Source organism: Pseudarthrobacter sp. MM222, assembly GCF_947090775.1.
Taxonomy (GTDB): Bacteria; Actinomycetota; Actinomycetes; order Actinomycetales; family Micrococcaceae; genus Arthrobacter.
In genome coordinates this window covers 298782-310491 of sequence record NZ_OX352321.1, presented here as the reverse complement: position 1 = coordinate 310491, position 11710 = coordinate 298782, and the positions used below count along the sequence as shown (strand labels likewise).

The following is an 11710-nucleotide window of genomic DNA, read 5'->3' as shown; positions in this document are numbered from 1 at the left end:
TTGCTGTCTACTGGGGCAAGATCCGGCGGTCCGCGCCGGGCTGACCCGGGAGGAAGCAGTTGGCACCCGCAGCAGGGCAGGGGCGCAACACCGTGGCGGTGGGCTACGACGGGTCCGAGGCAGCGCAGCAAGCGGTCCGGTGGGCGGCGGAGTACGCGGCCACCCTCCAGTCCCCGCTCCGTGTGGTGCATGCCTGGGTCTGGCCGATCTTCACCAAGAACCTCGGGCCGGTCAAGGGTGTGGAGGGCAGCGGGCTACGGCATTCCGCTGAGACAATCGTCGCCGAAGGCATCGAGCTGGCCCGTCAGGCCTACCGCCCGCTGTCAGGCGTCGTCCCGGGAACCGCGGCGGACGGCGGTGCCGCCGGCCCGGCCGACGCCAACGGGGACGCCGTCGACGGCGTCATGGAAGCCGGACTGCCGGCCCAGGTTCTCCGGAGCGCTTCCCGGGACGCACGCCTCCTGGTGATCGCCAGCCGCGGCGTCGGAAGCCTGCTGGGACAACTGGCGGGGTCCGTCTGCCTGGAGCTGGCCGGCTCCTCGCCGTGCCCGCTGATAGTAATCCGGCGTCCGCGCGGCCCCGATAGGCCCGTCCTCGTGGGCATTGACGGGACGTCACGGAGTTCAGCGGCCCTGGCCGGTGCCATCCATCTGGCGGCCACGCTCGGCACCTCGCTCCAGGTGATTCACATCGACCAGTCCCGCGGCGGGGACCATGACGAGCATGGCCGCCACACCCCGCTCCACGGCCAGGAAGTGCTGGACCACGCCTTGGCTGAGGCGCGGAAACTGGCGCCGGAGTTGGCGGTTTCGGGCACCCTGGTCCACGGCCGGGCCGCGTCCAAGGAGCTGCTGGCGGCAGCCGGCGACGCGGACGTCCTGGTGATCGGCACGCACAATCGGGAGGGCGGTCCCGGAAACACCGTCTCCGCCGTGCTGCACAAGGCGCGTTGCAACGTGCTGATCACGCGCTGACACCAGGCCCGAGCGCGTCCCTAAAGGCCCCGCTGCCAGGGAAGGAAGGCGCTAGAAGAGGAGGGCGCGGTGCGAGCTTGGCGGGTGGCCCGGCCGGGACCGATGAGGACCGGCCCCCTGGTCGCCGTGGAGTGCCCTGATCCCCGCCCCGGTCCCGGTGAAGTGCTCCTGAGGGTCCGGGTCTGCGGGGTCTGCCGTACCGATCTGCATCTGGCCGTGGGCGATCTTGCGCCGAAGCACGACGGGATCATTCCCGGGCACGAAGTCGTCGGCGAAGTCCTTCAGTGCGGCCCACGGGCCAAAAGGTTTAAACGGGGCGAGCGCGTCGGCGTGGCATGGCTGGGCGGGACGTGCGGTTCCTGCCGGTTTTGCCTGCGCGGCGGGGAAAACCTCTGTCTGAACCCGACCTTCACCGGGTGGGACCGGAACGGCGGGTATGCCGAACTGGTCACCGTGGCGGAGAACTTCGCCTACCGTATTCCGGACGTCTTCTCGGATCAGGAGGCCGCTCCCCTGCTCTGCGCCGGCATCATCGGGTACCGCGCGCTGGTCCGGGCGGAGCTGCCCATCGGAGGCCGGTTGGGGATCTATGGTTTCGGCGCGTCAGCTCATTTGGCCGCCCAGATCGCCCTCTACCAGGGCGCCCGCCTCTACGTTATGACACGGTCGGAGGACGCCCGCCGTTTTGCCCTGGAGCTGGGTGCTACGTTCGCCGGCGGCGCGGAGGCGGCCCCGCCGGACCCGCTGGACGCCGCCATCCTCTTCGCGCCCGCTGGCCGCTTGGTGCCGGTGGCGCTGCGTGCCCTGGACCGTGGCGGTATCCTCGCGGTCGCTGGCATTCACTTGAGCGACATCCCGCCGCTGAACTACGCCCGGGAACTGTTTCAGGAACGCCAACTCCGCAGCGTCACCGCCAACACCCGTGCCGACGGCGAGGAATTCTTCAGCATCGCCGCGGAGATTCCGCTGCGCCCCACCACCGTGACCTACCCGTTTTCCTCCGCGGACCAGGCTCTGCTGGATCTCGAGGAGGGCCGTATCACCGGTGCCGCCGTGCTGCAGGTGGCTGAGCCGGGCCAGTTGCTCGGCGATCGAACAGCTACCCGAGCAGGGCATCAAGGGCGGTAAAGCCGTAACCCGACTCCCGGATCCGGGTGATGATCTGGCCGAGGGCGTCGGCGTCGAGTGTGGTTCCGTCATTGGGGTTGGACCCGACGTGCATCAGGACAATCTCCCCCGGTCGCAGCTGCGCGAGGACCCGGTCCGCCACGACCTGCGCCGTGATCCCACCGCTGGCGCCCTTCCACCCCAGGGTGTCCACGGTCCAGCGGACCGGCAGGTAGCCAAGCCTGTTCACCGTGGCGATCGTCCGGGCATCGCGTTCGCCGAAGGGAAACCGGAACAACGGCCGCGGATCGCCGCCGGCTGCCTGGATGGCCTGCTGCGCCCTGGTCAGCTGGTCCCCGATTGCAGCATCAGGAAGTCCGGTGAAGCCCGGATGCGTCATCGAGTGGTTGCCCAGCCGGTGTCCGCCGGCCACAATCGCGGCGACTCCCGCAGGGTTGGAAGTGGCCCAGCTGCCGGTCAGGAAGAACGTGCCGCGGACGCCGGTGGACGCAAGAGTCTGCAGGATCCTGGGAAGTCCGGCGGAGTTGCCTCCGGCGTCGAACGTCAATGCCACCACCGGTCCGGCACCGGGAATGACTTCAAGGTCTCGGCCGGCGAGCGCCGCGGGAAACGGCGCCCCGGGGGCGGGAGGCACCGGAGCTGGAGGCTCCGGGGCGGTGGCTGGTGGGGCGGGTGGCTCCGGGGCGGGTGGCGCGGGAGGCAGTACCGGCGGAACGGGCACCGGCTCCGCCGAGACGGGTGGTGCCGAAGCCGGTGGTGCCGGCCCCGGTTCAAGGGGCGCGGATCCGCTCGGGTCCGGCACTCGAGTTTCCGACGGCGTCGCGCTGGCGGACGCACCCGAGGTCACCGAGCTGGCGTTGCCAGGGGTTGTGGCCGGCGCCCCCGGCCCCGCGGCAGGCGGACGTGCAGCAAAGATGAGCGCCAGGACCAGCCCCGCTGCCACCAGCGCAATGGCGGCCCCCACCGCCACGAGCCGGCGCTGGTCGGAGAAGTTCAACCGCATGGTTCACATTGGCACCACCTCCGCGGGAGGGCTAGGGCTGAAGGGCCCGCCGCCGGTGGCGGGGCGTCAGTCCGGAGGCCGGCGGTCAGTCACCCGGCTGGGAACCGGCGGCGGCCGGGATCAGTCGGTCGGCCCGGTACCGGTCGAACAGCTGTATGAAGGAGTCCTCCGTTCGACGGTAGCCGGTGAAGCCTGCCAGGCGGCTCTTGCTCATATCCGTGACCACTTCGAGGTTACGGCCCAGGTCGCCGTCTGTATGCCACCAGGAGGCGACGCGCGCGAGGTCTGGTTCGGCCAGCCCGTGGCGGGTGGCGATGTCCGCCCACACACTTTCCTTGCCACGCATCTGGTGCTCCAGCGGACGGGGTTCGTCGGCGTAGCCTACGGATTCGACGCCAAAGTAGGAGGCCAGCCGGGGCCACATCCGCCGCCACCGGAAGATGTCACCGTTGACGATGTTGTACGCCTCGTCGCCCGCCTCGTCCGCCGTGGCCGCCCAGATCATGTGGTCTGCCAGCAGTCCGCTGTCCGTCATGTCCGTCAGGCTGTTCCATTGCGTCTCGGACCCCGGGAAGATGAATGGCTGCCCCAGTTCCCTGCAGATGGATGCCTGGACCGCGAGGGTGAGTCCCATGTTCATGGCGTTCCCCACTGCATGACCTATCACCGTGTGCGCCCGGTGCACGGACCAGCTGAAGCCCTGCTGCTCCGCGGCTGCCCACAACTCGTCCTCCTGGGCGTAGTAGAAATTGGGCACCGGCAGCCTCGGCTCGCTCTCGCGGAAGGGAGTGTCCGGCATCTTCCCCGCCGCATACGCTTCGAACGGGCCCAGATAGTGCTTCAGCCCGGTCATCAGAGCTACGTGCTTTGCCGGATGGCCGCCGAGGCTGGCGAGCAGGTTCCGCAGCATGCCCGCGTTGGTTTCGATGTTTTCCTGTTCGGTGTTCATCCTCGCCCATGCCGTGTAGAAAACGTGGCTCGCCCGTTCATCGGCCAGTGCTTTCCGCAGGCTTTCCAGCGAATGCAGGTCCGCGCTGACATGCCGCACGTCGCTGCGCCGGATGCCACCGCGGGACATTGCCAGCACATCCCAGCCCTCATCCGCCAGCTTGTCGACCAGGGCCGATCCGGCGATCCCGCTGGCGCCAACCACCAGCGCAGTCTTGGTTCCATCTGTATTTGAACTGCTTCGCACGTCATTCCTCCTGGTATCGGATGGGCGGGCTCCCAACCGTGGTGTCACTGGTCCTGCTGCGGTCACTCCCCCGGCGGTTGGCCGGCAGCGGCGGGCGCGTGCCGGCCAAGAGCCCGGAGGTAGGCGCCGAAGCCGTGGGGTGCGCGGGCCTGGGTGCGGCCCGAGGTGAGCACCCGGATGCTGTCAGTCGCGGTGACGGTGAAGGCCCGGCTGCGCAGGCTCTGGACCAGGGTCTTGTCCTCATGGGATGCCAGCACGGGGAAGCCCCCGGCGGCGAGGTAGGCCGACGCCCGCACCCCGAAGTTCGCACCGTAGATATGCGGGTGGTCTTCCTCGAAGGGATGGCGCTGCAGCCACCGCCGGAGCACTTCCGGGTCCATTCCGGCGGGATCCGGTTCCACGGATCCCAGCACGGCGTCGGCGCCCGACTCGGCGAACTCCAGCTGGCGCACCAGCCAGTTCTCCGGCACCTGGGAGTCAGCGTCGGTGTTGGCGAGCCAGATCCGGCCCGCCCAGGGCGGCGTTGTGCGGCGTTTGCCCGGCCGTCTCCGGAGAGGCCCGCCGACACCTGCAGCCTTGATGCCCGCCGCGCGGCTGGCGCCGGCACTGCGAAAACTCACCTCTATGGCGCTGAACCGCCGGTCCGCCGCCGCGAATCCCGCAGTGAGGGCGGCGGAGCCGTCGGTGCAGCTATCCAGGACCACCGTCACCCCCACCGCTATCTCCGGCCGGCGCCGGCCCACCTCGTCGGCGGCGTGCTGTACGGCGTGCAGGGCGCGTCCCAGGTGCTCATCTTCGTTATGGGCGGGCAGAACGACCGCGATCTTGTCAATGCCATGACCGCGGGGCAGGGGCAGGTGCAGGGCAGCCACCGGTTAGCGGCCCGGATCCGCGGCGGCGTTCTCGCGCACGCCTTCCGCGACGGCGTTCCCGGCGGGGCTCGCCGGGGCGATAAGGACTTCCAGGAGAAAGTCGCGTTCCCGGTAGAGTCCGTGGTCGGCCCAGCGCAGCTGGCTGCGCGCCGCGGCGTGGACGCCATCGCCGTCGAGCTCCCAGCCGGAGATGGGGTGCCGCCAGTGGCACAGAACCAGGGTTCCACCGGGCAGCAGCGATCCCTCGACCTTGGCGAATAGCCCCGCCAGCTCATCCGACGCGAGGTAGTAGCCAATTTCCGAGACCACGATCAGGTCGAAGCTGCCTTCAGGCCAGTCCTGCGGAACGGTGAGCTGCCGGGTCAGGACAGCGGGCAGGTGCGCGAGCCGTTCCGCGGCGTGCGCCAGGGCAGCGGAGCTGGCATCGACGGCGAGGTATGCCCCGCACCGCTGCGCCAGCTCAACGCTCAGGGTCCCGATGGAGCAGCCGATTTCGAGCCCGGCTTCGTAGCGCAGCCGCGGGAGGGCCGCCAGGGTCAGTGAGCGTTTGCGCTGTTCATACCAGCTGGTGGTGTACTCCCAGGGGTCGTCACTGCGTTGATGGACGACGTCGAAAATGCCCTCCGCGTCCGCCGCCGCATGGGGGCCGCGGGGGGCGCCGGCAGGCGGGGCAGGTCGGTTCCAGGCGTAGGTCTCGAAGCTCCGCTCGAAGTGCTGCAGGAAGGACGGCGGGAGCAGCACCTCATCGCCGGGCTGCCCGGACAGGGCCTGGACCTGCGAGGCGTGGGAGCCCATGGCCGAGACTTTGGCGTCTCGCTCGGACCGGCTCAGGGGCAGGCGCCGCCAGGACTGCCACTCCGGTGCTGTCGGTTCGGCCCACAGCCAGTACCAGATGGGGTACTCGAGCAACCCGTGGCCGCCGGAGGCGGCAACCTCGGCGGCAACGGAGCCGAGCGAATCGTGGTCGGTGTGTCCGTCGTGCCGGTACGGCGCCACGAGGATGATCCGTTCGGCGGGCTGGCCGGATGCCGCAGCGGCGTCCGCCACGGCCTGCCGAACCGCGGCGCGGAGGGCGTCCCGGTGGCCCGCGAGCTTTCCGTCCGGCAGGCCCAGGTACTGCCAGCCAGCCTCCGGAACGAGGCGGGCGAGGGCGTCGCCGAATTCCCGCCGCCGCACGGCGGAGAGTTGTTCCGGCGTGGTGGTGGGCGAGCCGGGGTGCGAGGCTTCCCCTGCCGTGCACAGCAGCACCCGCATGTCCGCGCCGACGTCGTGCAGCCGGGCCATCAGCCCGCCCGCGCCGAGTGACTCGTCGTCGGGGTGCGCGGCGAGGATCACGAACGCCATCCCGGCGAGCTGCGCCTCATCCAGCGGCAGCACCGGGAGCACGGGCAGGCCGCTGCCCGCCCAGGCGTCCTCTGCGGTCCCCGGATCGTGGTGGGTGAAGCTCACCATTGGTGGTTTCCCTTCAGCGTCAGGGCCCCCAGCTGCGCGTCGTCGCGCATGGCATGGTGCTGGCGGATGTACAGCGAGAGGTCGGCCATGCGTTTTCCGTAGCCTTCATCGAATGCGAGCGGGCCGGGGCCCAGGTTCTGGCTCACCAGCGTCTGGATGCGTTCCACGGCGGCGGCGACCTGCCCGCGGACGCGCAGGGCCTCACTCCAGGCGCCGTTGCCTGAAAGGCCCCCGCCGTCGATCCTGGATGCGGTCCGCGCCAGGTAGCCGGTCAGGGAGGTGAGGGTGCGGTCGATCTCGCCGAGGTGCGCGAGGGCGATCTGGTCCGGCTCACGGCCGGCAGCGGCCGCCGTCCGCAGGGATTCCTTGAACCCGCGGGCGACGGCGACGGCGCCGCCCAGCCAGCAGGCCGCCACGCCCATGCCGCCCCAGGCAAAGCCGGGCCGCCGGTAATACCAGCCGGGACCGCCCAGCGGCACGGCCGATACGCCGTCGAAGTGCACGGTGCCGCTGGGAATTTCACGCAGGCCCCTGCTGGTCCATTCGGGATCCGCGAAGCTCACGCCGGCGGCGTGCAGGTCGATGGCGAACGCGGCCCGGCCGCCGTCCGCGTACGCGGTCAGTACGGCGTGGTCCAGCTGCGGGGCGAGCGAGCACCAGGGCTTCGAGCCGTAGAGGCGGACGCCGCCGTCGGTCTGCACCGCTTCGAGCCGAAGCCCGGACGCTTCGGCGGCAAACACGCCCCACGCTCCCCCGGAGTGGAGGCCTTCGACAGCCGAAGTCTCCGTGACTTCCCGGTCCGTGACGTCCCTGTCCGCCGGGCTGGCGGCCTGGGCGACGATGGCCGCGGCGTCAAGATGCGGTTCCAGGATCCGTCCGGCCGCGACGTCGACGGCGGTAACGGAGGCCAGGAGCTCCCAGAGGAAGGCCGTCCGCCCGTCGCCGGGCTTCGGGGCGGTCATTTCGGCGGTTTCGGCGAGCTTCAACAACGCCGGAACATCCCCCACTGCGGATCCGACCTCGGCCAGGAGCGGGCTCAGGAACGCCAGGTCCCGCGGCGAGGAACCGAGTCCCACGGCGAGATGCGGCTGGTCGCCGGGAGTTCCGTTCATTCGGTGGCCTGTTTTCCTTGCTGAAATCCGTAGGGTGCCGTTCGCGTGCGCGGCGGCCGGCCGGGGCGGCTCTCAGTAAATCTAAGCATACTGAGCACTTGGGCGGTCGGGCCGGTCAGCAGAGCAGGGCTGACGGACCAGTTAGCGGACCCGCGCCAATGCGAAGCCGTCCCAGCCCTTCGAGCCCACGGTCTGGATGACGGTCCCGTCCAGCCTCGGGTCCTCGCCCATCATGGTCAACGCGCTGATGATACCCGGCGCGTTGACGGGATCGAGGTCCGGGTCCAGCAGCGCGCCTTCCCAGACCACGTTGTCCATCACCACCGTGGTACCGGGCCGGCCGAGCCGGATGGCCCAGTCCAGATAATGCGCGTCGTTTTCCTTGTCCGCGTCGATGAAGACGAAGTCGAACGGTTCGGCACCTTCGCCCTCTAGCGCCTGCAGCGTGTCCAGCGCGGCACCAACCCGGATCTCCACCTTGGAGCCAAGCCCGGCATCGTCGACGTTTGCGCGGGCCACCTCGGCATGCCTGGGCAGGTATTCGCAGGTCACCAGCTGGCCGTCGTCGGGCAGCCCCTGGGCCATCCAGATGGTGCTGAACCCGGCGAGGGTGCCGATCTCCAGCACGCGCCTGGACCCCGAGAGCTGGACCAGCAGCTTGAGCAGCTTGCCCGCATTGGGCGCGACTTCGATAGGCGGCATGCCCGCTTGGAGGGCGCTCGTCACGGCGCGGTCGAGCGAGCTGTCCGGACGGACGACACGTTCGGTCAGGAAGTCCTCGACGGCGATCCAGTGTGCCGTGCTCTGATGCTCGATCATGCCCCAGTCTTACAGTTCGCCGCGCCGGGCGGAAGCGTCCGGGCGGTGCTAGCCGCGGGTCGCTTCGGGCCGGATTTGTGCCTAGTCCTGGTCGGTTGCCGCGGCTTCGCCGATGGCCGTTTCCAGCCGTTCCAGCTTGCCGGTCAGTTCCCCCGAGTAGCCAGGGCGGATATCCGCCTTGATCACCAGCGAGACACGGCTGCCGTAGCGGCCCACGGCCTCCGTGGCGCGCTTCACCACCGCGAAGACTTCGTCCCACTCCCCCTCGATGGTGGTGAACATCGAGTCAGTGTGGTTGGGCAGTCCGGACTCCCGGACGATCCGCACCGCCTCCGCGACCGCTTCGTGGACCGAGGCCTCGTCCGCACCGGCAGAGGGAATCGAGGGGACGGCCGGCGTGTCCGTCGTGGGTAGCGGTCGGCCGGAAGGGGCGACAGAGAATGCAAGCAACATGGCTCCAGTCTGCCATGCGGACCGGGGCCGTCCGGGGCCGTCGTGGGCCGTCATAGGACCGATTTGGGCGCGGAAACCGTCATGTTGGCTGTTACCGACGAGTATCAGCTTTACTCAACCCTCGCGTTGCTACCCTAGGCAAATGAACCGGGCAGTAGAAGGCAGGCCGCTCCGCGCTGACGCGGCGCGCAATGTGGACAAGATCATCACCGCGGCCCGGACTTGTTTCCGTGAGCATGGGCCGGAAGTCCCGCTCCAGACCATCGCAGTCACCGCCGGCGTCGGCCCGGCCACGCTGTTCCGCAACTTCGCGGACAAGGAAGAACTGGTGCTGGCGGCGCTCAACCGGCAGCTCCGGCGGCTCGTTGACCCCGTCATCGACGACGCCCTGGCCGGCCTTGACGCGGCGGACGGCCTTTTTCGCGTGATCAATGCGGTGATGGGCGTCGCCAGCGAGGAAGCCAACCTGCTCGGCGCCGTCGCGGGCCGGCGCGGACTGCTGACGGGCATCACCGGTGAACTGTTCGAATCCATAGCGGTGCTGCTGGGGCGGGGACAGGGCCAGGGATCCCTGCGCAGCGACATTTCCATGACGGACCTGATCCGTCTGCTCGCCATGTTGATCGGTGCCGTGGACACCATGGAGGCCGGATCGGATGCCTGGCGCCGCCCCGTCGCCCTGGTGGAGGACGCGATCCGCACGGAGCGACCCGACCGGCCCCTGCCGCCGCAGTCACCATTGCCGGGTACCGCCTTCGACGCCATTCTCGGCTAGGGCAGATGCCCTGGGAGACGATCGCCGCCGTCGTTGGTGGGCTACTGCTGGTCTACGCCGTCCTGCTGTTGCTCCTGTGGGCGTACGCGCGCAGACACCCTGAAACGGTCAGCATGAAGGACGCGCTGCGGCTCCTGCCGGATCTGCTGCGGCTACTGCGCCGGTTGCTCGCTGACCGTACGCTGGCGGTAGGACTGCGGATCCGGCTGGCGCTGCTGCTGGCGTACCTGCTGTCGCCCATCGATCTCGTACCGGATTTTGTGCCGGTGATCGGTTACGCCGACGACGTCATCATCGTGGCCCTGGTGCTCCGCTCCGTAATCGCGCGCGCCGGTGCGGACACGCTGCAAAGGCATTGGCCGGGTACGCCCGAAGGGTTGCTGCTCGTCCTGCGGCTGGCCGGGCTGGGCGACCCGCGGTAGGGGCGGCAGTCAGTTCCAGCCCAGCAGCCGCAGCCCGGCGGCGGCGCCCGCCCCCGCCAGCACCACCACGAGGAACGGCGCCCGGAAACACAAGGCGACGGCGGCCGCGGCCAGCGCCCCCAGGCGGGCATCCAGCGCCAACGCCTGACCCGACGCCACGGCGTTCACGGTGGTCAGCGACGCCAGCAGGCCGATGGTCATGGTGCCGGCAATCCGGGACATCCGCGGATCGCGGAGCAGGCTTGCAGGGACGAGGTAGCCCAGGAGCTTCCAGGCATAACCCAGCAGGCAGGCGAGAAGCAGCCAGAGCCACAGGTTCATGGGGTATCTCCGGAAGGCCGGGATGAGGGATGGGTTGCGTGATGCCCGGTGTAGGGGTCAACGTCTGGTTCCAGGCCTTCGTCGCTGCGGCCATGGCTCAGCCAGCCGATTCCGGCCGCCACGACGGCGGCCACCAAGATGGGCACCCCGGCGGGCACGAACGGAACGGCCAGCACCGTGGCCAGCGCACAGACGACGGCGATCGCCACCGGTTCGCGGCCTTTCAGCCGCGGCCAGAGCAGGCCCAGGAACGCCGCCACCGCGGCACCGTCGAGACCCCATTGTTTGGGGTCCCCCAAAGCGGCCCCTGCCAGCGCGCCGACGGCGGTGAACAGGTTCCAGAGGATGAAAATGCCGACGCCGGCCGTCCAGAAGCCGCGCTTCTGCTCCGCGGGATCCGTCTGTCCGGTGCTGGTGGCAGTGGACTCGTCGATGGTCACGTGGGCGGCGGCAAACCTGAGCCAGCCGCGCGGCCGGAGCAGTGCGTTGATCTGCATGCCGTAGATCCCGTTGCGCATGCCCAGCAACGTGGCGGCCCCCATCGCCGCGACACCGGAGCCGCCTCCGGCCACCACGCCGATGAAAGCGAACTGCGAGCCGCCGCTGAAAAGCAGCAGGCTCAGCGCCATGGTCTGCCAAAAGTCCAGCCCGGACGTGACCGACAGGGCCCCGAAGGACACCCCGTAAAGCCCGGTGGCTATGCTGATGGACAGCCCCACCCGGACCGCCGGGGACTGCAGGAGCTTCACCGCCGCCGTCCCGGAGCCGGCGTGGGCGCGTGGAGCAAGCGCTGGCGGGCGGTGCCGGCCGGTCGGGCGGACCTGCGCAGCGCGTCCGCGTGCCCGGCCACAAAGAGCGTGAACATGGCGGTGACGCAGCCGGCTGCCGCTCGCCGCGTGGCCGGGATCAGGAGTCCAACGGCGCAGCCGACTTCCAGCAGACCGCTCGCGGCAACCCACTCCTCCCGGGACAGCACGGCAACGGGGCCGTTGGGCCGCTCACCGGAATCTTCGCGGCACAGGAAGTCCGGCACCATCGGGCTGAAGAACTCCGGTTCCCGGAAGTGTCTTCCGGCGCTGGCCAGTAACAATGCGCTGAGGACAGCCGCGGAAAGTGTCTGGGTGGCCCGGCTGGACCAGCGGAATGGCATGGATCAACTCAATCACAGCCGCATGAGCTTGCTG

At 69.7% G+C, this 11710-nt stretch carries 14 protein-coding genes; 4 read left to right on the top strand and 10 right to left on the bottom strand.

Annotated elements, in window-relative coordinates; genetic code table 11:
* The first annotated feature begins 59 nt into the window (after nucleotides 1-59).
* Nucleotides 60-974, top strand: a complete 915-nt coding sequence (locus tag OM977_RS01525; RefSeq protein ID WP_264355810.1) for a universal stress protein — start codon at nucleotides 60-62, stop codon at nucleotides 972-974.
* A 102-nt stretch (nucleotides 975-1076) separates the two neighbouring features.
* On the top strand, nucleotides 1077-2102 hold the full coding sequence (locus OM977_RS01520; protein ID WP_264355809.1) for a zinc-dependent alcohol dehydrogenase family protein: 1026 nt from the start codon (nucleotides 1077-1079) through the stop codon (nucleotides 2100-2102).
* Here the strand turns inward: OM977_RS01520 and OM977_RS01515 are convergent.
* From OM977_RS01515 to OM977_RS01485, 7 genes are all read right to left on the bottom strand, one after another.
* A complete protein-coding gene (locus OM977_RS01515) occupies nucleotides 2074-3105 on the bottom strand; it encodes a polysaccharide deacetylase family protein (RefSeq protein WP_264355808.1) in 1032 nt (343 codons plus the stop codon). The genes OM977_RS01520 and OM977_RS01515 overlap by 29 nt on opposite strands.
* Nucleotides 3106-3190: 85 nt before the next feature.
* Nucleotides 3191-4300 carry an SDR family oxidoreductase gene (locus OM977_RS01510; RefSeq protein WP_333473994.1) on the bottom strand — a complete coding sequence of 370 codons (1110 nt, stop codon included), beginning with the start codon at nucleotides 4298-4300 and terminating at the stop codon, nucleotides 3191-3193.
* A gap of 62 nt (nucleotides 4301-4362) precedes the next feature.
* Entirely contained in the window at nucleotides 4363-5172 is an 810-nt protein-coding gene (locus tag OM977_RS01505) for a glycosyltransferase (protein WP_264355806.1), read from the bottom strand.
* A gap of 3 nt (nucleotides 5173-5175) precedes the next feature.
* The gene (locus OM977_RS01500) at nucleotides 5176-6624 is read right to left on the bottom strand and encodes a bifunctional PIG-L family deacetylase/class I SAM-dependent methyltransferase (RefSeq protein ID WP_264355805.1); all 1449 of its coding nucleotides are present in this window, start codon (nucleotides 6622-6624) and stop codon (nucleotides 5176-5178) included.
* The gene (locus OM977_RS01495) at nucleotides 6618-7736 is read right to left on the bottom strand and encodes a hypothetical protein (RefSeq protein ID WP_264355804.1); all 1119 of its coding nucleotides are present in this window, start codon (nucleotides 7734-7736) and stop codon (nucleotides 6618-6620) included. Before OM977_RS01495 ends, OM977_RS01500 begins: the two co-directional genes overlap by 7 nt.
* Before the next feature lie 141 nt (nucleotides 7737-7877).
* A complete protein-coding gene (locus OM977_RS01490; protein WP_264355803.1) occupies nucleotides 7878-8555 on the bottom strand; it encodes an O-methyltransferase in 678 nt (225 codons plus the stop codon).
* A gap of 81 nt (nucleotides 8556-8636) precedes the next feature.
* Complete coding sequence (locus OM977_RS01485; protein WP_264355802.1) at nucleotides 8637-9008, bottom strand: thiamine-binding protein; 372 nt, start codon at nucleotides 9006-9008, stop codon at nucleotides 8637-8639.
* A gap of 142 nt (nucleotides 9009-9150) precedes the next feature.
* Here OM977_RS01485 and OM977_RS01480 point away from each other — a divergent pair, with 142 nt between their 5' ends.
* Both OM977_RS01480 and OM977_RS01475 read left to right on the top strand, forming a co-directional pair.
* Complete coding sequence (locus OM977_RS01480; protein ID WP_264355801.1) at nucleotides 9151-9783, top strand: TetR/AcrR family transcriptional regulator; 633 nt, start codon at nucleotides 9151-9153, stop codon at nucleotides 9781-9783.
* A 5-nt stretch (nucleotides 9784-9788) separates the two neighbouring features.
* Nucleotides 9789-10205 carry a YkvA family protein gene (locus OM977_RS01475; RefSeq protein ID WP_264355800.1) on the top strand — a complete coding sequence of 139 codons (417 nt, stop codon included), beginning with the start codon at nucleotides 9789-9791 and terminating at the stop codon, nucleotides 10203-10205.
* Nucleotides 10206-10214: 9 nt separating this feature from the next.
* Here OM977_RS01475 and OM977_RS01470 read toward each other — a convergent pair whose 3' ends face one another.
* The 3 genes from OM977_RS01470 to OM977_RS01460 are packed head-to-tail and all read right to left on the bottom strand — an operon-like array spanning nucleotide 10215 to nucleotide 11676.
* Nucleotides 10215-10526 (bottom strand): AzlD domain-containing protein, encoded by a 312-nt coding sequence (locus OM977_RS01470; protein ID WP_264355799.1) that lies wholly within the window; start codon nucleotides 10524-10526, stop codon nucleotides 10215-10217.
* Complete coding sequence (locus OM977_RS01465; protein WP_264355798.1) at nucleotides 10523-11275, bottom strand: AzlC family ABC transporter permease; 753 nt, start codon at nucleotides 11273-11275, stop codon at nucleotides 10523-10525. The genes OM977_RS01470 and OM977_RS01465 overlap by 4 nt, the downstream gene beginning before the upstream one ends.
* Nucleotides 11272-11676 (bottom strand): hypothetical protein, encoded by a 405-nt coding sequence (locus tag OM977_RS01460; protein ID WP_264355797.1) that lies wholly within the window; start codon nucleotides 11674-11676, stop codon nucleotides 11272-11274. Before OM977_RS01460 ends, OM977_RS01465 begins: the two co-directional genes overlap by 4 nt.
* Nucleotides 11677-11710 lie beyond the last annotated feature (34 nt).

Bases quoted from the DNA above. Each gene is read 5' to 3' on its own strand.
- OM977_RS01520 (WP_264355809.1), top strand. From the start codon at position 1,077: ATGAGGACCGGCCCCCTGGTCGCCGTGGAGTGCCCTGATCCCCGCCCC.
- OM977_RS01515 (WP_264355808.1), bottom strand. From the start codon at position 3,105: ATGCGGTTGAACTTCTCCGACCAGCGCCGGCTCGTGGCGGTGGGGGCC.
- OM977_RS01500 (WP_264355805.1), bottom strand. From the start codon at position 6,624: ATGGTGAGCTTCACCCACCACGATCCGGGGACCGCAGAGGACGCCTGG.
- OM977_RS01495 (WP_264355804.1), bottom strand. From the start codon at position 7,736: ATGAACGGAACTCCCGGCGACCAGCCGCATCTCGCCGTGGGACTCGGT.
- OM977_RS01490 (WP_264355803.1), bottom strand. From the start codon at position 8,555: ATGATCGAGCATCAGAGCACGGCACACTGGATCGCCGTCGAGGACTTC.
- OM977_RS01485 (WP_264355802.1), bottom strand. From the start codon at position 9,008: ATGTTGCTTGCATTCTCTGTCGCCCCTTCCGGCCGACCGCTACCCACG.
- OM977_RS01480 (WP_264355801.1), top strand. From the start codon at position 9,151: ATGAACCGGGCAGTAGAAGGCAGGCCGCTCCGCGCTGACGCGGCGCGC.
- OM977_RS01475 (WP_264355800.1), top strand. From the start codon at position 9,789: ATGCCCTGGGAGACGATCGCCGCCGTCGTTGGTGGGCTACTGCTGGTC.
- OM977_RS01470 (WP_264355799.1), bottom strand. From the start codon at position 10,526: ATGAACCTGTGGCTCTGGCTGCTTCTCGCCTGCCTGCTGGGTTATGCC.
- OM977_RS01460 (WP_264355797.1), bottom strand. From the start codon at position 11,676: ATGCCATTCCGCTGGTCCAGCCGGGCCACCCAGACACTTTCCGCGGCT.